General features: G+C 70.9%; 20 protein-coding genes. 11 read left to right on the plus strand and 9 right to left on the minus strand.

Translation table 11 applies throughout. From position 1 onward, the window contains the following. Positions 1–210 precede the first annotated feature (210 nt). On the plus strand, positions 211–1851 hold the full coding sequence (locus AB5J49_RS41265; RefSeq protein ID WP_369174000.1) for an ABC-F family ATP-binding cassette domain-containing protein: 1641 nt from the start codon (positions 211–213) through the stop codon (positions 1849–1851). Positions 1852–1879: 28 nt separating this feature from the next. On the opposite strand, the gene AB5J49_RS41270 is transcribed toward AB5J49_RS41265, so the two are convergent. The 5 genes from AB5J49_RS41270 to AB5J49_RS41290 all read right to left on the minus strand — a co-directional run bounded on the left by AB5J49_RS41270 (position 1880) and on the right by AB5J49_RS41290 (position 7403). Then, a complete protein-coding gene (locus tag AB5J49_RS41270) occupies positions 1880–3061 on the minus strand; it encodes a serine hydrolase domain-containing protein (RefSeq protein WP_369174001.1) in 1182 nt (393 codons plus the stop codon). A gap of 111 nt (positions 3062–3172) precedes the next feature. After that, positions 3173–3724 carry a putative glycolipid-binding domain-containing protein gene (locus AB5J49_RS41275; protein ID WP_369174002.1) on the minus strand — a complete coding sequence of 184 codons (552 nt, stop codon included), beginning with the start codon at positions 3722–3724 and terminating at the stop codon, positions 3173–3175. 71 nt (positions 3725–3795) lie between these two features. After that, complete coding sequence (locus tag AB5J49_RS41280) at positions 3796–6174, minus strand: Tex family protein (protein ID WP_369174003.1); 2379 nt, start codon at positions 6172–6174, stop codon at positions 3796–3798. A gap of 103 nt (positions 6175–6277) precedes the next feature. Next, positions 6278–6409 (minus strand): LPFR motif small protein, encoded by a 132-nt coding sequence (locus tag AB5J49_RS41285; RefSeq protein ID WP_252100478.1) that lies wholly within the window; start codon positions 6407–6409, stop codon positions 6278–6280. A 124-nt stretch (positions 6410–6533) separates the two neighbouring features. Further along, on the minus strand, positions 6534–7403 hold the full coding sequence (locus AB5J49_RS41290; protein ID WP_369174004.1) for a hypothetical protein: 870 nt from the start codon (positions 7401–7403) through the stop codon (positions 6534–6536). A 112-nt stretch (positions 7404–7515) separates the two neighbouring features. Between AB5J49_RS41290 and AB5J49_RS41295 the strand changes: the two genes are divergently transcribed. Together AB5J49_RS41295 and AB5J49_RS41300 are read left to right on the plus strand one after the other, a co-directional pair. Further along, entirely contained in the window at positions 7516–8475 is a 960-nt protein-coding gene (locus tag AB5J49_RS41295) for a GlxA family transcriptional regulator (RefSeq protein WP_369174005.1), read from the plus strand. Positions 8476–8486: 11 nt separating this feature from the next. Beyond that, positions 8487–9137 (plus strand): DJ-1/PfpI family protein, encoded by a 651-nt coding sequence (locus AB5J49_RS41300; RefSeq protein ID WP_369174006.1) that lies wholly within the window; start codon positions 8487–8489, stop codon positions 9135–9137. Here the strand turns inward: AB5J49_RS41300 and AB5J49_RS41305 are convergent. Further along, complete coding sequence (locus tag AB5J49_RS41305; protein ID WP_369174007.1) at positions 9109–9864, minus strand: enoyl-CoA hydratase/isomerase family protein; 756 nt, start codon at positions 9862–9864, stop codon at positions 9109–9111. The two genes, AB5J49_RS41300 and AB5J49_RS41305, sit on opposite strands and share 29 nt — an antisense overlap. A gap of 247 nt (positions 9865–10111) precedes the next feature. On the opposite strand from AB5J49_RS41305, the gene AB5J49_RS41310 reads away from it, so the two are divergent. After that, a complete protein-coding gene (locus tag AB5J49_RS41310) occupies positions 10112–10621 on the plus strand; it encodes an ATP-binding protein (protein ID WP_369175433.1) in 510 nt (169 codons plus the stop codon). Positions 10622–10628: 7 nt separating this feature from the next. Here AB5J49_RS41310 and idi read toward each other — a convergent pair whose 3' ends face one another. The 3 genes from idi to galE all read right to left on the minus strand — a co-directional run bounded on the left by idi (position 10629) and on the right by galE (position 13486). Continuing rightward, complete coding sequence (gene idi / locus AB5J49_RS41315) at positions 10629–11222, minus strand: isopentenyl-diphosphate Delta-isomerase (RefSeq protein ID WP_369174008.1); 594 nt, start codon at positions 11220–11222, stop codon at positions 10629–10631. Between the two features lie 187 nt (positions 11223–11409). Then, entirely contained in the window at positions 11410–12345 is a 936-nt protein-coding gene (locus AB5J49_RS41320; RefSeq protein ID WP_369174009.1) for a cation diffusion facilitator family transporter, read from the minus strand. A 157-nt stretch (positions 12346–12502) separates the two neighbouring features. Continuing rightward, positions 12503–13486, minus strand: a complete 984-nt coding sequence (gene galE, locus AB5J49_RS41325; RefSeq protein WP_369174010.1) for a UDP-glucose 4-epimerase GalE — start codon at positions 13484–13486, stop codon at positions 12503–12505. A gap of 277 nt (positions 13487–13763) precedes the next feature. On the opposite strand from galE, the gene AB5J49_RS41330 reads away from it, so the two are divergent. From AB5J49_RS41330 to AB5J49_RS41360, 7 genes are all read left to right on the plus strand, one after another. Further along, complete coding sequence (locus tag AB5J49_RS41330; RefSeq protein WP_369174011.1) at positions 13764–15572, plus strand: DUF5941 domain-containing protein; 1809 nt, start codon at positions 13764–13766, stop codon at positions 15570–15572. Beyond that, entirely contained in the window at positions 15569–16321 is a 753-nt protein-coding gene (locus AB5J49_RS41335; protein ID WP_369174012.1) for a sugar phosphate nucleotidyltransferase, read from the plus strand. The genes AB5J49_RS41330 and AB5J49_RS41335 overlap by 4 nt, the downstream gene beginning before the upstream one ends. Further along, complete coding sequence (locus tag AB5J49_RS41340) at positions 16309–17370, plus strand: iron-containing alcohol dehydrogenase family protein (RefSeq protein WP_369174013.1); 1062 nt, start codon at positions 16309–16311, stop codon at positions 17368–17370. Before AB5J49_RS41335 ends, AB5J49_RS41340 begins: the two co-directional genes overlap by 13 nt. Further along, a complete protein-coding gene (locus AB5J49_RS41345) occupies positions 17348–18127 on the plus strand; it encodes a CDP-alcohol phosphatidyltransferase family protein (protein ID WP_369174014.1) in 780 nt (259 codons plus the stop codon). The genes AB5J49_RS41340 and AB5J49_RS41345 overlap by 23 nt, the downstream gene beginning before the upstream one ends. Positions 18128–18132: 5 nt before the next feature. Further along, on the plus strand, positions 18133–19005 hold the full coding sequence (locus tag AB5J49_RS41350) for a glycosyltransferase family 2 protein (protein ID WP_369175434.1): 873 nt from the start codon (positions 18133–18135) through the stop codon (positions 19003–19005). A 105-nt stretch (positions 19006–19110) separates the two neighbouring features. Further along, complete coding sequence (locus AB5J49_RS41355; RefSeq protein ID WP_369174015.1) at positions 19111–20040, plus strand: ABC transporter permease; 930 nt, start codon at positions 19111–19113, stop codon at positions 20038–20040. Next, a complete protein-coding gene (locus AB5J49_RS41360; protein ID WP_369174016.1) occupies positions 20033–20821 on the plus strand; it encodes an ABC transporter ATP-binding protein in 789 nt (262 codons plus the stop codon). The genes AB5J49_RS41355 and AB5J49_RS41360 overlap by 8 nt, the downstream gene beginning before the upstream one ends. Positions 20822–21143: the final 322 nt, after the last annotated feature.

A 21143-nucleotide genomic window follows, 5' to 3' on the forward strand; every position in this document is an offset into this window, starting at 1 on the left:
GATGAGGTGGGTGCCGCGCTATGCCGTCGTGCGTCTGCGGGTCCGTCGTGGCTGGTCGCGCCCACGCGGCGGAGCCGCATATAGATCACGCGGCGGAGCCGCATATAGATACAGCCCCGCGCCCTTGGGAGCGTTGCCCGCCCCCGGCGATCTTGTGCGCAGGGAAACGCCGACGCGTCCAAGGCGGCGTGGCCATTAGGATCGCTCCCTGTGACCGCCACCCTCGTTGCCAAGAACCTCGCCGCCGGCCACGGCGACCGCTCCCTCTTCAGCGGGCTCGACCTCGTCGTCGCGCCCGGAGACGTGATCGGCCTGGTCGGGGCCAACGGCGCGGGCAAGTCCACGCTGCTCCGCCTGCTCGCCGGGCTGACCGCGCCGGAGGACGGGGAGCTGCGGCTGTCCCCGCCGACCGCGACCGTCGGTCACCTCCCGCAGGAGCCGGAGCGGCGCCCGGGCGAGACCGTACGGGAGTTCCTGGCCCGGCGTACCGGGGTCGCCGAGGCCCAGCGGGTGATGGACGAGGCGACGCAGGCCCTGGTCGACGAAGCGCCGGGCGCGGACGACGCGTACGCCACGAGCCTGGAGCGCTGGCTGGGACTGGGCGGCGCCGACCTCGACGAGCGGGCGGAGGAGGTCGCCGACTCGCTGGGCCTGGCGGTGGACCTGGACCAGCCCATGACGTCCCTGTCGGGCGGCCAGGCGGCGCGCGCCGGACTGGCCTCGCTGCTGCTGTCGCGCTACGACATCTTCCTCCTCGACGAGCCGACGAACGACCTCGACCTCGACGGCCTGGAGCGCCTGGAACGCTTCGTCGGCGGCCTGCGCGCCGGCACGGTGGTCGTCAGCCACGACCGCGAGTTCCTCACCCGCACCGTCACCAAGGTCCTCGAACTCGACCTCGCCCAGCGGCAGATCAACCTCTACGGCGGCGGCTACGAGGCCTATCTGGAGGAGCGCGAGGTGTCCCGCCGGCACGCCCGCGACGACTTCGAGGAGTACGCCGACAAGCGCTCCGCCCTCCAGGACCGGGCGCAGATGCAGCGCTCCTGGATGGACAAGGGCGTCAAGAACGCACGCCGCAAGGCGAACAACGACAACGACAAGATCGGCCGCAAGTTCCGCAGCGAGGCCAGCGAGAAGCAGGCCGCCAAGGCCCGCCAGACCCAGCGCATGATCGAGCGCCTGGACGTCGTGGAGGAGCCGCGCAAGGAGTGGGAACTGCGCATGGAGATCGCCTCGGCCCCGCGCTCCGGCGCGGTCGTCGCGACCCTGCGGGACGCCGAGGTACGACGCGGCGACTTCATCCTGGGCCCGGTGTCCCTGCAGATCGACTGGGCCGACCGGGTGGCGGTCACCGGCGCCAACGGCGCGGGCAAATCGACGCTGCTGGGCGCCCTGCTGGGCCGCGTCCCCCTGACGGCGGGACAGGCGACGCTCGGCTCCGGCGTCCTGATCGGCGAGGTCGACCAGGCCCGCAAGCTCTTCCACGGCGAGGAGTCACTGCTGGACGCCTTCTGCGCGGCGGTCCCCGACACGGAACCGGCGGAAGTCCGCACCCTCCTGGCCAAGTTCGGTCTGAAGGCGGACCACGTCCTGCGCTCGGCAGCCACCCTCTCCCCGGGCGAACGCACCCGCGCGGCCCTCGCTCTCCTCCAGGGCAAGGGTGTGAACCTCCTGGTCCTGGACGAGCCCACGAACCACCTCGACCTGCCGGCCATCGAGCAACTGGAATCGGCCCTGGACGCCTACGAGGGCACGCTGCTCCTGGTCACCCACGACCGGCGGATGCTCGACGCGGTCCACGTCACCCGCCGCCTGGAGGTCGCCGACGGCAAGGTGACCGAACGCTAGGGCGTGTGGGCCAGCTCTTTCCCTCCGGTCAGCGCAGAAGCGCGCAGACGAAGTTCTCCTGTACGGCGCGCAGTTCCTGCAGCAGATCGGGCTTCATGGCCTGGTTGATCTGGGTGGTGACGGAGAAGGTCAGCGACCGGTGCCCGTCCGGTGTGGCGGCGATCAGCTGCGTGTAGCCGAGGGTGTTGCCGGTGTGCCCCAGCACCACCCCACACCGGGTCGTGTACCGGAAGAGGGCGAGTCCCGCGTCGTTGCGCCCCGGCCCGGCGGGCTCGGACGCCGCCCCGGGAATCCAGCGCCGCTGCTCCCGCACGACGTCGTGGCCGTACAGGCGGCCGCCGGCGTAGCCGCGGACGAAGCGGGTCATGTCGACGGGCGTCGACACGATGTCGCCCGACGCCCAGACACCGGACGTGCTGAGCGCCTCGCTGACGTCCTCCGCAGGAGAGGGCGGGTTCACGTCGTAGCCGTGCAGATAGGGCCTCGGCATCCGGTAGCCCTGCGGCAGGCTGGTGTGGCGCAGGCCCAGCGGCCGGTACACCGATGCCTCCAGCAGCCGTTCGTACCGGACCCCGGTCGCCGCCTCCGCCATCAGGGCGGCGGCGATGTTGTCGGAGTTGGAGTACTGGTACCGGGAGCCGGGCCGGAACCGCAGAGGCTGGTCGGCGACGTAGTCGAGCAGCCTGCGGGAGTCGAAGCGGTGCCGGGGGTCTGTGCCGAGGGTCGCCGCGAACGCCGGGGCCTGCGCGAAGTCGGGCAGGCCGCTGGTGTGGTTCAGTAGCTGGCGCAGCGTCACGGAACCCCAGGCCCGCGGCAGACGGGGCAGTCGCTCGCGCAGGGTGTCGTCGAGGCGCAGATAGCGGCGGTCGACGAGGGACAGCGCCACCGCGCCGCTGAACGCCTTGGCCGCACTGGCGATCCGCATGTGGTCGTTGGGGTCGGACCTTCGGCCGGTCTCCCGGTCCGCGACGCCGGCCCGCAGAACCCTGGTGCCCCTGCCGTCGCGGAGGACAGCGACGACGCCGGGCGGGCCGCCCGGCGCGCGGACCAGCCCCTCCAGCTGCTGCTGAAGCGCCTGGTCGGGGTGCGGTGCGGGCCGCGCGGCGGCTTCCGCGCCCGCCGGGGACAGCAGGGCCAGGCAGGCGGCGAAGACGGAGACCGCCCCGAGACGGGGCCCGAACGGGGTACGGCGGCGGGGTGGGATGGGCATCGGCACTCCTGAGCGGCGGCGGGCACGCGGATCGGCGTCCAGCTTCGCCCGCCCCGAGCCGGGCAGCCGGTCGTGCTACTGCACCTGGCCCAACGGGCCGCGCTCCGCGGCTCAGCCGAGCCGCGCGGCCAGGCCCGGGTAGTCGACGACGAGACCGTCGTCGTCGAACTCGATGTCGCTGCGGAAGTCGCCGGAGACGAAGCGAACCCGGCCGTGCCCCAGGTGTTGGTAGCTCTGCCGCGAGGGCAGGACGGCCAGTTCCGGCACCGACACCCACGCCATGAGGAACTCCCGTTCCCCGGACGCCAGATGAAGCCCGTGCCGCAGGACCGGCATCGTGTTGGTGAGCGGACACAGACCGAGGTCGCAGTCGAGGGCGCCGTCGGCCTCGGGCAGTCGCGCACCGTTCGCAGTCCAGCGGCCCGCTCCGTCATGCCGTAGATCGAGCGTGTGCACGCCCTCCGCCGACTCGGCGGTGACTTGCAGGCGACGCGTCACGAACCCGTCGGCCGTATCGAGTTCGTACGAGATCCAGTACGGCTCCGCGACGGTGCCGACCGCTCGGCCGCGGGCCCGCAGGGCGTCGCCGCCGAGCTCGATCCAGGCGGTCTCGACGCCCTTGCTCTCCGACACTTCCCAGGTGATGACACGCGACGTCGGCATGTCGTCAGCCTATGGGCGATCCGGCCCGGAGCCTCCGTGTCCTACCGGAGAGTCCGGGCCCGTGGCGTGGATCAACGCTTGCCCTGCTTCTTGTCGACCAGACCCGCGCGGCGCAGCGCGTCGGCCATGGCGCTGTTGGCCGGAGGCGGTGCCTGGCGCGAGCCGCCGCCACCACCGCCGCCACCACCGCGCCCCTGTCGCTGCTGCGGCGGCCGCCCGCCCCGCTGCCGGCGCTCGCCGCCGCCCCCGCCCTGCTGACCCGGGGCAGCCGCCTCGTCGTCGAGCCGCAGCGTCAGGGAGATCCGCTTGCGCGGGATGTCGACGTCGAGGACCTTGACCTTGACGATGTCACCGGGCTTCACCACGTCGCGGGGGTCCTTGACGAACGTCTTCGACAGCGCGGAGACGTGCGCCAGACCGTCCTGGTGGACACCGACGTCGATGAACGCCCCGAAGGCCGCCACGTTCGTCACGACGCCCTCCAGGACCATCCCGGAGGCCAGGTCGGAGATCTTCTCGACGCCCTCCTTGAAGGTGGCCGTCTTGAAGGCGGGCCGCGGGTCGCGCCCGGGCTTCTCCAGTTCCTTGAGGATGTCCGTCACGGTCGGCAGACCGAAGGTCTCGTCCACGAAGTCTTTCGGCTTCAGCGACCGCAGCACGCCCGTGTTGCCGATGAGCGAGGCCACCTCCTGACCGGAGGTCTTCACCATGCGCCGGACGACCGGATACGCCTCGGGGTGGACGCTGGAGGAGTCCAGCGGGTCGTCGCCGCCGCGGATGCGCAGGAAGCCCGCGCACTGCTCGTACGCCTTCGGGCCCAGCCGCGCCACGCCCTTCAGCTGGGTGCGCGACTTGAAGGGGCCGTTCGCGTCCCGGTGCGTCACGATGTTCTCCGCCAGGCCGGAGGTGATGCCGGAGACCCGGGCGAGCAGTGGTGCCGACGCCGTGTTGACGTCCACGCCCACGCCGTTCACACAGTCCTCCACCACCGCGTCCAGCGAGCGTGACAGCTTCACCTCGGACAGGTCGTGCTGGTACTGGCCGACACCGATCGACTTCGGGTCGATCTTCACCAGCTCGGCCAGCGGGTCCTGCAGACGGCGGGCGATCGACACCGCGCCGCGCAGCGACACGTCCATGTCGGGCAGCTCCTGCGAGGCGAACGCCGAGGCCGAGTACACCGAGGCGCCCGCCTCGGACACCATCACCTTGGTGAGCTTCAACTCGGGGTGCTTGGTGATGAGTTCACCGGCGAGCTTGTCGGTCTCACGGGACGCCGTGCCGTTGCCGATCGCGATCAGCTCGACCGCGTGCTCCTTGGCCAGCCGCGCGAGCTTGGCGAGCGCCTCGTCCCACTTGTTCGCCGGGACGTGCGGATAGATGACGTCCGTCGCGACGACCTTGCCGGTGGCGTCGACGACGGCGACCTTCACACCGGTACGGAAGCCGGGGTCCAGCCCGAGCGTCGCGCGCGTGCCGGCGGGGGCGGCGAGCAGCAGATCCCGCAGGTTCGCCGCGAAGACGTTGACCGCCTCGTCCTCGGCGGCCGTCCGCAGCCGCAGCCGCAGGTCGATGCCGAGGTGGACGAGGATCCGGGTGCGCCAGGCCCAGCGGACCGTGTCCCCCAGCCACTTGTCGCCGGGACGGCCGCGGTCGGCGATCGCGAACTTCGCGGCGACGATCCCCTCGTACGACGAAGGACCGTCCGTGGGCTCCTCCGGCTCCAGGGCGAGGTCGAGGACCTCCTCCTTCTCGCCGCGCAGCATCGCCAGGATGCGGTGCGAGGGCAGCTCGGTGAACGGCTCCGCGAAGTCGAAGTAGTCGGCGAACTTCGCGCCCGCCTCCTCCTTGCCGTCACGTACCTTGGCCGCGAGCCGCCCGCGCACCCACATGCGCTCACGCAGCTCGCCGATCAGGTCGGCGTCCTCCGAGAACCGCTCGGTGAGGATCGCCCGGGCGCCCTCCAGGGCCGCCTGCGGATCGGCCACGCCCTTGTCGGCGTCGACGAAGGCGGCGGCAGCGGCCGCCGGCTCGACGCTCGGGTCACTGAGCAGCCCCTCGGCGAGCGGCTCAAGACCCGCCTCACGCGCGATCTGAGCCTTGGTCCTGCGCTTGGGCTTGTACGGCAGATAGATGTCCTCGAGCCGCGCCTTGGTCTCGGCGCCGCGGATCCGGGCCTCCAACTCCTCGGTCAGCTTGCCCTGCTCGCGCACCGACTCGAGGATCGCCGTCCGCCGCTCCTCCAACTCCCGCAGATAGCGCAGCCGCTCCTCGAGCGTGCGCAGCTGCGCATCGTCGAGCATCTCGGTCGCTTCCTTGCGGTAGCGGGCGATGAAGGGCACCGTCGAACCGCCGTCGAGCAGCTCCACGGCAGCCTTCACCTGCCGCTCTCGTACGCCGAGCTCCGCGGCGATCCTGCCTTCGATGGACCCTACGAGGGGTGTCGTCACGATCCCGTCCCGCCTTCTCACTGAGGTTGCGCGGCAATTGTGGCAGGTGGCACCGACAACCGGGGATCAGGGCGCTAACCCGGCCGGTCGTGGCGGGGCGGAATCAGGCCCTGCGGCTTCGCGTACTGCTGGAGGCGCCGCCGAAGAGCCGGGCCAGGGCCCGGAACGGCAGCGTCACGACCGTGGCGATCGCGCCACCGATCTGGCGCAACACGTCTGCGATTGCACGGAACACTTTTCTCCCCTTTCCTCTCCGGCCACGACGGCCGGCTGGGGACCGGGTACCGCGGCTCGGGCCCGCCATGCAGAGAGGGCCAGATCAAGGGGCCCGTCCGTGCCTGAAGCCCCCCTGGGAGGCCTCAGCCCTTGCCGAGCAGATCCGCCGGGAACGCCCCCGCCGCCAGCGCGGCCCGCGCGAATCCGGCACCGAGTTCCGTCAGCCGTGCGACCCCCTCCGCGCCGAGGTGCTCGTACGGGGCCCGGTCCAGGCGGTCCGTCTCGGACTCGATCTCCTCGCGCAGGGCGACGCCCTCGGGCGTGAGGTCGCCCGAGTCGTCCAGCAGACCTCGCTCGCGCAGTCGGCCGGCAGCCGCGTCCCAGTCCTCCTGGGTCCAGCCACGGCTGGAGAACACCCACTTCGGCGCCATGCCCTTGCCGGTCGCGGTGTGGGTCACCACCGCCTCCAGCCCGTCGAGCCCCGCGGACATCAGGACGGCGAGGTGCCCGTCACCCCGGTGCTCGCGCAGCAGCGTGCTGGCGTGGAAGTACGCCAGGTGCGGCTCCTCGGGGACCGGCAGGTCCGCGTGCGCCGAGTACAGCGGCCGCGCACTGCGCGAACAGGCCTCGGCCGCCCGGAGCGCGAGCCGCGCGGCCTGCGTCATCTCCGCGGACGCCACCGTCTCCTCGCCGAGCAGCCGCCGCAGCAGCGAGTCGACCGCACGCGCGCGTGCCGCCAGCACGTCCTCGGGTGGGGCGATCGCCCAGACGGCGGGTACGTGCCGGGCGACGAGCTCGTGCTTGTAGTTGTAGAACGTCGCCGTCACCGCGCCCGCACCGACCGGACCCAGCGCGGCGGCCCGTACCGCGAAGTTGACGGCCCTGGGATGTGTCACCCCGAGAGCGGCCAGTTCCCTGCCCAGCTCGGGAGCGAAGTAGGACGTCGCGTGCAGGGAGTTGAGCACGTTGTGGCAGCGGCGACCGGCGAGGGGCTCGGGGGCGTCAGTAGTCATGGCCGGAGGTTACCAACCGCTTGGTACGTCCTGCGTGGACGCCTGGAGCATGGCAGAAAAGGTGGGGATCTCGTCATTGCGGCCGTCCTCGGGGTGCCGAAGAATCGGGCACATGGCGCAGCGAACCGTTCTCCTCGTCCTGTTCGACGGTGTGCAGAGTCTCGATGTCACCGGCCCCCTGGAGGTCTTCGCGGGCGCCGAGCAGCACACCCCGGGCACCTACCGCATCCGCACGGCCTCGCTGGACGGTGCCCCCGTACGCACCTCCAGCGGCCTGACCGTCGTACCGGACGCATCGCTCGCGGACAGCGACGAGCCGCACACCCTGATCGTCCCGGGCGGCCAGGGCACCCGGCGTCCGGACAGCCGGCTCACCGACTGGCTGCGCGAGCACGGACCGCGGGCCGAGCGGCTGGTCTCGGTGTGCACCGGCGCGATCCGGCTCGCCCAGGCGGGCCTCCTGGACGGCCGCCGCGCCACCACCCACTGGGCGTACTGCGACAAGCTCGCCAGCGACCACCCGGCCGTCGAGGTCGACCCCGACCCGATCTACGTGCGCGACGGACGCGTCTCGACGTCCGCCGGCGTCACCTCGGGCATCGACCTCGCCCTCGCCCTGGTGGAGGAGGACCTCGGCCGGGACGCGGCCCTGGCCATCGCCCGGCACCTGGTCGTCTTCCTCCGGCGGCCCGGGAACCAGGCCCAGTTCAGCGCCCAGCTCGCCGCCCAGACCGCCCGGCGCGAACCGCTGCGCGAGATCCAGCAGTGGATCACCGAGCATCCCGGCGAGAACCTGTCGGTGGAGGCGCTGGCCGACCGCGCCCGCCTCTCGCCCCGCCACTTCGCCCGCGCCTTCCAGGCCGAGACCGGGATGACCCCGGGCCGCTACGTCGACCGCGTCCGCCTCGAACACGCCCGCCGGCTCCTGGAGGACACCGCCGACGGCATCGAGGAGATCTCCCGCACCAGCGGCTACGGCACCCCGGAGGCGATGCGCCGCGCCTTCGTCAGGACCCTCGGCGCGGCCCCCTCCGAGTACCGGCGCCGCTTCCACCCGACCCCTGCGCACTGAAAGGGCCCACGATGCAGTTCGCCATCGTCCTCTACGACCGTTTCACCGCCCTCGACGCCGTCGGACCGTACGAGACCCTCGGCCGGCTGCCGGACTGCGAGCTCGTCTTCGTCGCCGAGGAGAGCGGCCCCGTCCGCAGCGACAGCGGCAATCTCACGCTGATCGCCGACAAGACCCTGGCCGAGGTGCCGAACCCCGACGTGGTGGTCGTTCCCGGCGGGCCCGGGCAGGCCCCGCAGATGGAGAACAAGGTCCTCCTCGACTGGATCCGCGCCGCCGACGCCACCAGCACCTGGACGACGTCGGTGTGCACCGGCTCCCTGCTGCTCGCCGCCGCGGGCCTCCTCGAAGGGCGCCGTGCGACCTCGCACTGGCTGGCCCTCGACGAGCTGCGCAAGTTCGGCGTCGAACCGACGGGGGAGCGGGTGGTGACCGACGGCAAGTACGTCACCGCGGCCGGCGTCTCCTCCGGCATCGACATGGGGCTCGCCCTGCTCGGCCACATCGCGGGGGACTTCGTCGCCCAGGCCGTCCAGCTGGGGATCGAGTACGACCCGCAGCCGCCCTACGACGCCGGAGCCCCGCACAAGGCGCCTGCGGACGTCGTCGAGATGCTCCGCTCGATGAGCCGGTTCATCCTCGGTCAGGAACCGACCACGTGAACCGCGGCTGACGGCGCTCCAGGAACGCGGCGACCCCCTCCGCGGCGTCGCCGCTGCCGCGCGCCTGCTCGCTCCAGTGTGCGTCCCGGTCCACGCACCCGTCCGCGAACTCCTTCGCCGCCGCCTGTGTCAGCTGCGAGCGCGACGCCAGGATCCGGGTGAACTCCCCGACCCGCTTGCCGAGTTCGCCCTCCGGCAGCACCTCGTCCACCAGACCCGTACGCAGCGCACGCTCCGCGTCGATCAACTCGCCCGAGAACAGCAGGTACTTGGTGGTCGCCGGTCCCACCAGCGACACCAACCGCCGCGTGGAGGATGCCGGATACACGATCCCGAGCTTCGCCGGCGTCACCCCGAACAGCGACCCCTCCTCGGCGAACCGCAGATCACACGCCGCCGCCAGCTGCGACCCGCCGCCCACACAGTGCCCCCGGACCGCAGCCAGCGTCGGCTTCGGGAAGGCGGCCAGCGCCTCCTCGGCGGCCACCGCCAGCCCCTGCGCCTCCTGAGGGGACCCCTGGAGCGTCGAGATGTCGGCGCCCGCACAGAACGTCCCGCCCTCACCGGTCAGCACCAGCGCCCGTACGGCCCGATCCGCGGCCAGTGTGCCGAGCAGCGGCGGCAGCGCCCGCCACATCGCGGCCGTCATCGCGTTGCGCTTGGCCGGATGGTGGATGACGACGGTGGCGACCGAGTCGGCGACGCTGTGCAGCAGCTGGGGCTCCATGGCCCGGATGCTATCCGCCGCGTCGAACGGCCGATCAAGAAGGGTGCCCGCCAAACCCGTACAACCCGAATAGTTCGCCAAGTCGGCACGAGTGGGACAGGAGCGGTCCCACATCTGACGGTGTCATACGCCAACGATCAGAAACGCTCGATACCTGCTGACTTGTGTTCAGTTCGACGGTCCGGACCGGCGCGTTACCAACACTCGACGTGTGGTGACAATCGAGCGCGAGGGTGGCGACCGGACGATGGAGAACCACGGGCGCGGGTCCGGCCCACGCCCAGCAGGCGGCGCGGACGAGCCCTTCGGTCAGCGGCCGCCGGATCCACTGCCGTACGAGGGTGTCTGGCGGTTCACCGCCCCCGCCGTCGACGCCTCCGTCCCGCAGGCGCGGCACGCCGTACGGGACCTGCTGTACCGCCAGGGCGTGCCGGTCTCGGACGACCTGGTCCAGGGGCTGCTGCTGATCGTCTCGGAGCTGGTGACGAACGCCGTGCGGCACGCGGCGCTGCTGTCGCCGATGCTGGCCGTGGAGGTCGCCGTCGGCGCCGAGTGGCTGCGGGTGTCCGTCGAGGACAACCACCCCTACCGTCCGACCGCCCTGGAGGCCGACCACGGCCAGACCGGCGGCCGCGGGCTGCTCCTGGTGCGCGAGGTAACGCGCGAGGCCGGCGGCGTGTGCGACGTCGAGCACACGGCGAGCGGCGGCAAGGTGATCTGGGCCGCCGTCCCGCTCAAACCCGTGCGCGTGCCCTAGCCGCTCGTCACCAGTCGGCCGACGGTCCCGTCAGCTCTCTGATCGCGGGGCGGGCCGCGTCGAGCACCGTCATGAACCAGGACGAGAAGGGGTCCTTCGCGTGGCGCTCCGTCAGCTCGGCGGAGGTCACGAAGGCCGTCGCGCCGACCTCCTCCTGGTCCGGCCGCAGCGGGGACTGCACCAGGCCGACGAAGAGGTGGTTGTACTCCTGCTCCACCAGGCCCGAGTCCGGGTCCGGGTGGTTGTAGCGGACCGTGCCCGCCTCCGCGAGCAGCGACGGGGAGACGCCGAGTTCCTCGTACGTGCGCCTTGCCGCGGCCGCGAAGGGCGCCTCGCCGGGGTAGGGGTGACCGCAGCAGGTGTTGGACCACACACCGGGGGAGTGGTACTTGCCGAGCGCCCGCTGCTGGAGCAGCAGCCGACCGCGCTCGTCGAAGAGGAACACGGAGAAGGCGCGGTGCAGCTGTCCCGGCGGCTGATGGGCGGCGAGCTTCTCCGCGGTGCCGATCGTCACACCGTTCTCGTCGACCAGTTCCAGCAAAATCGCGTCTGCGGCGCCGTTCGACGGACTGTGCGTCGTGGTCGCAGGTGTGATCGGCATACCCATCCTTCGCATCGGTCTTGCGCCCCAAGTGTGCCGTACGAATCCGGCACTCCCGGCAGTTGATCGTGCCCGGCGCGGCGGGTACGGAACCGTCGGCGGGGGTGTTGTGAGCATGAGGACGCAACCGACCACCGGATCGCTGCATTCCGCCCGTACTGGCGTGTTATCGGATCGTACGGTTGTTTCAGTGGCAGAGCCGGGCCTCGTGCTCCGCGTGCCCGACCGGCTCCAGCTGGAAGGTGCAGTGCTCCACGTCGAAGTGGTCGCCGAGACAGCCCTGGAGCTCGTGCAGCATCTTCTCGTGGCCGATCGCGTTCAGGGCGTCGGAGCGCACCACCACGTGTGCCGACAGCACCGGCATGCCGGACGTGATCGTCCAGGCGTGCAGATCGTGGACGTCCTCGACACCGTCCAGGGCGAGTATGTGGGCCCGTACCTGAGCCATGTCGACGTTCTTGGGGGCCGACTCCAGCAGGACGTCGAGGGTCTCGCGCAGCAGCTTGAAGGTGCGCGGCACGATCATCAGGCCGATGACCAGCGAGGCGATCGGGTCGGCGGTCTGCCAGCCGGTGGCCAGGATCACCGCCGCCGAGATCAGCACCGCGAGCGAGCCCAGCGCGTCCGCGGCCACCTCCAGGAAGGCGCCGCGCACGTTCAGGCTCTCCTTCTGGCCGCGCATCAGCAGAGTCAGCGAGATCATGTTCGCGACCAGGCCGATCGCGCCGAACACGATCATCAGGCCGCCTTCGGTGTCCGCGGGCGTGAAGAACCGCTGGATCGCCTCGTACAGGACGTAGCCGCCGACGCCGAGCAGCAGCAGGCAGTTGGCGAGGGCGGCGAGGATCTCCGCGCGGGCGTAGCCGAAGGTGCGCGTCGTGCTCGGCGGCAGGTTCGCGAAGTGGATGGCGAGCAGCGCCATGCCGAGGCCCAGCGCGTCCGTCGCCATGTGTGCCGCGTCCGCGATCAGAGCGAGCGAGTTCGCGGCCACACCGCCGACGATCTCGACCACCATGACGCCGAGCGTGATCGACAGCGCGACGCGCAGTCTCCCGCGGTACGCGGCCGCCGCCGTACCGGTCGTGGGCGGGTGCGAGTGCCCGTGATCGTGCCCAGCCCCCATGAGAAAGCCGCCCTTTCTGTGGTCCGTCCGACGATCGGAACTTCCGTCCGGGATCACAGTGAACTACGGGTGGGGGGTATCCGGCAACGCGGCACTGAACACCGTTGTCATGTGCCCTGACCTGCGGAAACGATCCGCAGGTCAGGGCCTTGCATGATTAGTTGCTCGACCGGCCGCCGTGGTGCAGCAGCCACCCCTGCCACGCCGATTCGACCATCTCGCGTACCCCGCGCCGAGCCGTCCAGCCCAGTTCCTCGGCGGCCCGTGCGGCCGAGGCGACCGCGCGCGGCGCGTCGCCGGGGCGCCGGGCCTCGACGACGGCGGGGCGCCGGTCGCCGGTGACCTCGCCGATGACGGTGATCAGCTCGCGGACGGAGACACCCTCGCCGCGACCGATGTTGACCGTCAGATCACCGCTCGCGTCCGCCTCGGTGAGCCGCCGGGCCGCCGCCAGGTGCGCCTCGGCGAGGTCCGCGACGTGGATGTAGTCGCGGACGCAGGTGCCGTCCGGCGTCGGATAGTCGTCGCCGAAGATCCGCGGCGCCTCGTCGCGGGTGAGCCGGTCGAAGACCATGGGGACGATGTTGAAGACACCCGTGTCCGCCAGCTCGGGCGCGGCGGCACCCGCGACGTTGAAATAACGCAGGCACACGGTCGCGATGCCGTGCGCCCGGCCCGCCGCCCGCACCAGCCACTCACCGGCGAGCTTGGTCTCGCCGTAGGGGTTCACCGGCGCGCACTCGGTGCCCTCCGTGATGAGATCCACATCGGGGTTGCCGTAGACGGCGGCGGACGACGAGAACACGAACCGCTTGATCCCCGCCTCGGCGACCGCTTCCAGGAGCGTGGTGAGACCGCCCACGTTCTCCCGGTAGTAGCGCGTCGGCTGCGCCACGGACTCGCCGACCTGCTTGCGCGCGGCGAGATGCACCACACCCGTCACCGCGTGCTCGGCCAGCACCCGCTTCAGCAGGTCACCGTCCAGCGCGGAGCCCTCGACGAGCGCGACGTCCGACGGCAGCCGCGCGGGAGACCCGGCCGAGAGGTCGTCCAGTACGAGGACGTGCTCCCCGGCGTCGGTCATGGCCCGCGCCACATGTGCTCCGATGTAGCCGGCTCCGCCGGTGATCAGCCATGTCATGGTCGTTCACCCTATGCCGAGGTACAGGCGGTGGAACCAATGTCCTTGATGTCCCGTCTGTAACTACGGGTTTGTGGGCAGGACCCGAAATCCCCGATGATGATCGCGGCAATGCTCTGGGAAAACCACGTTGATCGCTCCGCCAAACGGGTGGTGAACGTCGGCTTGCGTCAATCCGATAGCCTCTGCCGACATGCCGCCCGGGCCCTAGGTAACGGGCGCCCCCACACATGCACATGACCGGCCGGACACGCCGGTACCCAGGGAGTGAGTTCGGTTGTCGACCGCCATCCTGACCGGTCCGCCGGTCCCCGGATCGTCGATCGAGGGCGATCTGCGGTCCCTCGGCTACGACGTGCGGGTCGCCGCCGACCCGGCCGACGCCGAGACGCTCCTCGCCCAGGTGCCCGGTGACCAGCGGGTCGCCGTGGTCGACGCCCGCTTCGTCGGCCACCTGCACGCGCTGCGCCTCGGCCTGACCGACCCCCGCTTCCCGCTGGCCGCGGTCCCGGGCGCCGTGACGGCCCAGCCCGCCGGCCGCCAGGCGCTGACCCGCGCCATGGCCCGCGAGAACTCCGCGGGCGGCGGCACCGCGGTGGCCGTCGACAGCCTCGCCGACCGCATCGTCACCGCCCTCGACGACGAAGGCACCGACGTTCAGCGCCCCGAGCTCGGCAGCCTGGTCGCCGCCGTTCCGGCCGACCCGCAGGCCCGCAACGAGGCACGCCAGGCCGTCGCCGCCGTCGACGACGAGGCCGTACGTCTGAAGTCGGCCGTGAAGTCCCGCGACGGCTTCTTCACCACGTTCTGCATCAGCCCGTACTCCCGCTACATCGCCCGCTGGTGCGCCCGCCGGGGCCTGACCCCGAACCAGGTCACCACCGCCTCCCTGCTCACCGCGCTCATCGCGGCGGGCTGCGCGGCCACCGGCACCCGGGGCGGCTTCGTCGCGGCCGGCCTGCTGCTGATCTTCTCGTTCGTGCTGGACTGCACCGACGGCCAGCTCGCCCGCTACTCCCTGCAGTACTCCACGCTCGGCGCCTGGCTGGACGCCACCTTCGACCGGGCCAAGGAGTACGCCTACTACGCCGGCCTCGCCCTCGGCGCCGCCCGCGGCGGTGACGACGTATGGGGGCTCGCCCTCGGCGCCATGGTCCTGCAGACCTGCCGGCACGTCGTCGACTTCTCCTTCAACGAGGCCAACCACGACGCCACCGCCAACACCAGCCCCACGGCCGCCCTGTCCGACAAGCTCGACAGCGTCGGCTGGACGGTGTGGGTGCGCCGGATGATCGTCCTGCCGATCGGCGAGCGCTGGGCGATGATCGCGGTGCTGACGGCGCTCACCACCCCGCGTATCACCTTCTACGCGCTGCTCATCGGCTGCGCGTTCGCGGCGACGTACACCACGGCCGGCCGCGTGCTGCGCTCGCTGACCCGTAAGGCCCGGCGCACCGACCGCGCAGCGCAGGCGCTGGCCGACCTCGCCGACTCGGGGCCGCTCGCGCAGGGCTTCGCCGAGGCCTTCAAGAACCCCGCGCGCCGACTGCCCGGCTTCGCCGTCCCGGCTGCCGCCCTCCTCGGCGGCGCCGCGGTCGTCGCCGTGGCCGCGCTGACCGATTTCGGCGGACCGTGGCCGATCGTCGCCGCGCTCGTGTACGCCGTGACCGCGGGGCTTGCCGTCGCCCGGCCCCTCAAGGGCGCCCTGGACTGGCTGGTTCCGCCGTTCTTCCGGGCGGCCGAATACGGCACCGTGCTCGCCCTCGCGGTCAAAGCCGGGGTAAACGGAGCCCTTCCTGCGGCTTTCGGCCTGGTGGCGGCTGTCGCCTACCATCACTACGACACGGTGTACCGCATCCGCGGCAACGCCGGAGCGCCCCCGGCCTGGCTGGTGCGCGTCATCGGGGGGCACGAAGGACGGACGCTGCTCGTCACCGTTCTGGCCGCCGCGCTCACCGCCTCGCAGTTCAAGGTCGCGCTCACGGCCCTGGCCGTGGCCGTGGCCCTCGTGGTGCTCGTCGAGAGCATCCGCTTCTGGGTGTCCTCCGGGGCGCCCGCCGTACACGATGAAGGAGAACCCGCATGATCGGCCTCGTGCTGGCGGCCGGCGCCGGACGGCGTCTGCGCCCCTACACCGACAGCCTCCCCAAGGCTCTGGTGCCGGTGGGGCCCGCGGGCATAGAGGGCGAACCCACGGTTCTCGATCTGACCCTCGGCAACTTCGCCGAGATCGGTCTGACCGAGGTCGCGATCATCGTCGGCTACCGCAAGGAGGCCGTGTACGCGCGCAAGGAAGCCCTTGAGCAGAAGTACGGCCTGAAGCTCACCCTCATCGACAACGACAAGGCCGAGGAGTGGAACAACGCCTACTCCCTGTGGTGCGGCCGTGACGCCCTCAAGGACGGCGTGATCCTCGCCAACGGCGACACCGTCCACCCGGTCTCCGTCGAGAAGACGCTGCTCGCCGCCCGCGGCGAGGGCAAGAAGATCATCCTCGCCCTGGACACGGTGAAGAGCCTGGCCGACGAGGAGATGAAGGTCGTCGTCGACCCCGAGAAGGGCATGACGAAGATCACCAAGCTGATGGACCCCGCCGAGGCCACCGGCGAGTACATCGGCGTCACCCTCATCGAGGGCGACGCCGCCCCCGAGCTGGCCGACGCCCTGAAGGCCGTGTGGGAGACCGACCCGCAGCAGTTCTACGAGCACGGCTACCAGGAGCTCGTGAACCGCGGCTTCCGCATCGACGTGGCGCCGATCGGCGACGTCAAGTGGGTCGAGATCGACAACCACGACGATCTCGCCCGTGGACGGGAGATCGCGTGCCAGTACTGACAAGGCTCATCCCCTCGCCGGTCGTCGTGGACATCCGCCCGGGTGCCCTGGACGACCTGGGCAGCGTGCTCGCCGACGAGCGCATCTCGCACTCCGGCAAACTGGCCGTCGCGGTCAGCAACGGCTCCGGCGCCCGGCTCAAGGAGCGGCTCGCTCCCGCGCTGCCCGGCGCCACCTGGTACGAGGTCGGCGGCGGCACCCTCGACGACGCGGTCCGGCTGGCCGGTGCCATAAGGGCCGGCCACTACGACGCGGTCGTCGGGCTCGGCGGCGGCAAGATCATCGACTGCGCCAAGTTCGCCGCGGCGCGCGTCGGCCTGCCCCTGGTCGCCGTACCGACGAACCTCGCGCACGACGGCCTGTGCTCGCCGGTCGCCACCCTCGACAACGACGCGGGCCGCGGCTCCTACGGCGTGCCGAACCCGATCGCGGTCGTCATCGACCTGGACGTCATCCACGACGCTCCGGCACGTTTCGTCCGCGCCGGCATCGGCGACGCCATCTCCAACATCTCCGCGATCGCGGACTGGGAGCTCGCCAACCGCGTCAACGGCGAGAAGATCGACGGCCTCGCCGCCGCGATCGCCCGGCAGGCCGGCGAGGCGGTACTCCGGCACCCCGGCGGCATAGGGGACACCGACTTCCTGCAGGTGCTGGCGGAGGCGCTGGTCCTCAGCGGTATCGCCATGTCGGTGTCGGGCGACTCCCGCCCGTCCTCCGGGGCGTGCCACGAGATCAACCACGCGTTCGACCTGCTGTTCCCCAGGCGCGCGGCCGCCCACGGCGAGCAGTGCGGACTGGGTGCGGCCTTCGCGATGTACCTGCGCGGGGCCCACGAGGAGTCGGCCTACATGGCCGAGGTGCTGCGTCGGCACGGGCTGCCGGTACTGCCGGAGGAGATCGGCTTCACGGACGACGAGTTCGTCCGCGTCGTCGAGTTCGCTCCGCAGACCCGGCCCGGCCGCTACACGATCCTCGAACACCTCGACCTGACCACCGACCAGATCAAGGACATCTACGCCGACTATGTCAAGGCCATCGGTAGCTGAACTCCGCCCCGTCGTTCACCCCGCGGGGGTGAAGGACCGGCGCAGCGGTGAGCACTGGATGGGACGCCTCTACATGCGTGAGGTGTCCCTGCGGGTCGACCGCTACCTGGTGAACACCAGGGTCACGCCCAACCAGCTCACGTACCTGATGACCGTCTGTGGTGTCCTCGCGGCCCCGGCACTCCTGGTGCCGGGGATCCCGGGGGCGGTGCTCGGCGTGGTCATGGTCCAGCTCTACCTGTTGTTGGACTGCGTCGACGGTGAGATCGCGCGCTGGAGGAAGCAGTACTCGCTCGGCGGGGTCTACATGGACCGGGTCGGCGCCTATCTGACCGACGCGGCGGTACTGGTCGGCTTCGGCCTGCGCGCCGCAGACCTGTGGGGCAGCGGCCGTATCGACTGGCTGTGGGCGTTCCTCGGCACCCTGGCCGCGCTCGGCGCGATCCTGATCAAGGCGGAGACCGACCTCGTCGGTGTCGCCCGGCACCAGAACGGGCTGGCGCCGGTCAAGGAGGCCGCCTCCGAGATGCGCACCTCCGGCATGGCGCTGGCCCGCAAGGCCGCCGCCGCGCTCAAGTTCCACCGCCTGATCCTCGGCATCGAGGCGTCCGTGCTGATCCTGGTCCTCGCGATCGTCGACCAGGTCCGCGGCGACCTGTTCTTCTCCCGGCTCGGCGTCGCGGTGCTGGCAGGCATCGCGCTGCTGCAGACCCTGCTGCACCTCGTGTCCATCCTCGCTTCGAGCAGGCTGAAGTGAGCGGCATGAAGGTCGGCGCGGTGATCATCACCATGGGCAACCGCCCCGACGAGCTCCGTGCCCTGCTCGACTCGGTCGCCAAGCAGGACGGCGACCCGGTCCAGGTCGTCGTGGTCGGCAACGGCTCCCCGGTGCCCGACGTCCCCGAGGGCGTCCGCACGATCGAGCTGCCCGAGAACCTCGGCATCCCCGGCGGCCGCAACGTCGGCGTCGAGGCCTTCGGCCCCAGCGGGCGCGATGTCGACATCCTGCTCTTCCTCGACGACGACGGCCTCCTAGCCCAGCACGACACCGCGGAACTGTGCCGCGAGGCCTTCTCCGCCGACCCGAAGCTCGGCATCATCAGCTTCCGCATCGCCGACCCGGACACCGGCGTCACCCAGCGGCGCCACGTCCCCCGGCTGCGCGCCGCCGACCCGATGCGCTCCTCCCGGGTCACCACCTTCCTCGGCGGCGCCAACGCCGTCCGTACCCAGGTCTTCGCCGAGGTCGGCGGGCTGCCGGACGAGTTCTTCTACGCCCATGAGGAAACCGACCTGGCATGGCGGGCCCTCGACGCGGGCTGGATGATCGACTACCGGTCCGACATGGTGCTGTACCACCCGACGACGGCGCCCTCCCGGCACGCGGTCTACCACCGCATGGTCGCCCGCAACCGCGTCTGGCTCGCCCGCCGCAACCTCCCCGCCCCCCTCGTCCCGGTCTATCTGGGCGTCTGGATGCTGCTCACCCTCCTGCGCCGCCCCTCCCGCCTTGCCCTGAAGGCATGGTTCGGCGGGTTCAGGGAAGGCTGGACCACTCCCTGCGGTCCCCGCCGGCCCATGAAGTGGCGTACGGTGTGGCGGCTGACTCGACTGGGCCGACCTCCCGTCATCTGACAAGCTCGACCCTTGGAGCAACCGAGCAACCGAGCCGTATCCCGGCCCGAGGGTTCATGCCAGGCCCGCACAGGCTGTGCATCTCGAAGACGAAAGTTTCAACTGGTGAGTGAGACAACGCACGACGGATCAGTCGCGGTGAGCGCGCCTCCGTCGCCCGACGAGGGCCTCACGGCGGCACAGCTCGCCGCCAAGTACGGGCTGTCCGTGAGCGGCGCCCGCCCTTCGCTGTTCGAGTACGTCCGTCAGCTCTGGGACCGGCGGCACTTCATCCTCGCGTTCTCGCGGGCGAAGCTGACCGCCCAGTACAGCCAGGCGAAGCTCGGCCAGCTCTGGCAGGTGGCCACGCCACTGCTGAACGCGGCGGTGTACTTCCTCATCTTCGGCCTCATCCTCCAGGCCGACCGAGGCATGGACCGCGAGGTGTACATCCCGTTCCTCGTCACCGGCGTGTTCGTGTTCACCTTCACCCAGAGCTCGGTGATGGCGGGCGTACGCGCGATCTCCGGCAACCTCGGCCTCGTCCGCGCGCTGCACTTCCCGCGCGCCTCGCTGCCGATCTCCTTCGCGCTCCAGCAGCTCCAGCAGCTGCTGTTCTCGATGATCGTGCTGTTCGTGGTGGCCGTCGGCTTCGGCAGCTACCCGAGCCTGTCCTGGCTGCTGATCGTGCCGGTGCTGGTGTTGCAGTTCCTCTTCAACACCGGCCTCGCGATGATCATGGCCCGTGCGGGCGCCAAGACCCCGGACCTGGCCCAGCTCATGCCCTTCGTGATGCGTACGTGGATGTACGCGTCCGGCGTGATGTTCTCGATCCCGATCATGCTGAAGGGCCGGCCGGACTGGATCGCGACCGTCCTGCAGTGGAACCCGGCAGCGATCTACATGGACCTGATGCGCTTCGCCCTCATCGACGGCTACGGCTCCTCGAACCTGCCCGACCATGTCTGGGCGGCCGCGATCGGCTGGGCTGTGCTGTTCGCCGTCGGCGGTTTCGTGTACTTCTGGAAGGCGGAGGAGAGGTACGGCCGTGGCTGAGCAGAACCCGGGGGAGCGCATCCCCACCGTGATCGCCGACGCGCTGCACATCGTCTACCGCGTCAACGGAGCCAAGACCGGCAAGGGCAGCGCCACCGCCGCCCTCAGCCGCATCCTCAAGAGGGGCTCCGACGACGCGGAGCGGGGCGTACGCAAGGTGCACGCCGTCCGCGGCGTCTCCTTCTCCGCCTACCGGGGCGAGGCCATCGGCCTCATCGGCTCCAACGGCTCCGGCAAGTCCACCCTGCTGCGCGCCATCGCCGGCCTGCTCCCGCCCGAGAAGGGCAAGGTCTACACCGACGGCCAGCCCTCGCTGCTGGGTGTGAACGCGGCCCTGATGAACGACCTGACCGGCGAGCGCAACGTCATATTGGGCGGACTCGCCATGGGCATGTCCCGCGAGCAGATCAAGGAGCGCTACCAGGAGATCGTCGACTTCTCCGGCATCAACGAGAAGGGCGACTTCATCACCCTGCCGATGCGCACCTACTCCTCCGGCATGGCGGCCCGGCTGCGCTTCTCCATCGCCGCCGCCAAGGACCACGACGTCCTGATGATCGACGAGGCGCTGGCCACCGGCGACCGCAAGTTCCAGAAGCGCTCCGAGGAACGCATCCGTGAGCTGCGCAAGGAAGCCGGCACCGTGTTCCTGGTCAGTCACAACAACAAGTCGATCCGCGACACCTGCAACCGCGTTCTCTGGCTGGAACGCGGCGAGCTGCGGATGGACGGACCGACGGACGAGGTCCTCAAGGAGTACGAGAAGTTCACGGGCAAGTAGTCCACCCGGACATGGGCCGTGTGGCCCAGGACGCTTCGCGGGGCCCAGCCGGAACTGCCCCGGCGGGGCCCCGCGTCTGCAAAGGAAACGTCAACTCCGGCTGGCCGTAGGAATCTTGGCGCCAATCGGTGTGTTCTTGTGATGCGCAGGACACCCCCACGGGCCGTGCCCCGTTGTACAACGTAAGCTGTACCGGTACCGAAACACGGCAAGTGGGGCGATAAGGCGCGACACCCCTCTCTCCGGGCTGCGGCGCGGACGGCCGGGCGGCGTGTCCGAAATAGTGTGCATTGGGTCTGCGGTGTAGAACGGGAGATGTGAC

Origin of the sequence: Streptomyces sp. R28 (genome assembly GCF_041052385.1) — a bacterium.
Classification (GTDB): domain Bacteria; phylum Actinomycetota; class Actinomycetes; order Streptomycetales; family Streptomycetaceae; genus Streptomyces.

Excerpts from the sequence above, each read along its gene's own strand:
- AB5J49_RS41270 (WP_369174001.1), bottom strand. The coding sequence starts at position 3,061 with ATGCCCATCCCACCCCGCCGCCGTACCCCGTTCGGGCCCCGTCTCGGG.
- AB5J49_RS41275 (WP_369174002.1), bottom strand. The coding sequence starts at position 3,724 with ATGCCGACGTCGCGTGTCATCACCTGGGAAGTGTCGGAGAGCAAGGGC.
- AB5J49_RS41290 (WP_369174004.1), bottom strand. The coding sequence starts at position 7,403 with ATGACTACTGACGCCCCCGAGCCCCTCGCCGGTCGCCGCTGCCACAAC.
- AB5J49_RS41295 (WP_369174005.1), top strand. The coding sequence starts at position 7,516 with ATGGCGCAGCGAACCGTTCTCCTCGTCCTGTTCGACGGTGTGCAGAGT.
- AB5J49_RS41300 (WP_369174006.1), top strand. The coding sequence starts at position 8,487 with ATGCAGTTCGCCATCGTCCTCTACGACCGTTTCACCGCCCTCGACGCC.
- AB5J49_RS41305 (WP_369174007.1), bottom strand. The coding sequence starts at position 9,864 with ATGGAGCCCCAGCTGCTGCACAGCGTCGCCGACTCGGTCGCCACCGTC.
- AB5J49_RS41310 (WP_369175433.1), top strand. The coding sequence starts at position 10,112 with ATGGAGAACCACGGGCGCGGGTCCGGCCCACGCCCAGCAGGCGGCGCG.
- idi (WP_369174008.1), bottom strand. The coding sequence starts at position 11,222 with ATGCCGATCACACCTGCGACCACGACGCACAGTCCGTCGAACGGCGCC.
- AB5J49_RS41320 (WP_369174009.1), bottom strand. The coding sequence starts at position 12,345 with ATGGGGGCTGGGCACGATCACGGGCACTCGCACCCGCCCACGACCGGT.
- galE (WP_369174010.1), bottom strand. The coding sequence starts at position 13,486 with ATGACATGGCTGATCACCGGCGGAGCCGGCTACATCGGAGCACATGTG.
- AB5J49_RS41335 (WP_369174012.1), top strand. The coding sequence starts at position 15,569 with ATGATCGGCCTCGTGCTGGCGGCCGGCGCCGGACGGCGTCTGCGCCCC.
- AB5J49_RS41345 (WP_369174014.1), top strand. The coding sequence starts at position 17,348 with ATGTCAAGGCCATCGGTAGCTGAACTCCGCCCCGTCGTTCACCCCGCG.
- AB5J49_RS41350 (WP_369175434.1), top strand. The coding sequence starts at position 18,133 with ATGAAGGTCGGCGCGGTGATCATCACCATGGGCAACCGCCCCGACGAG.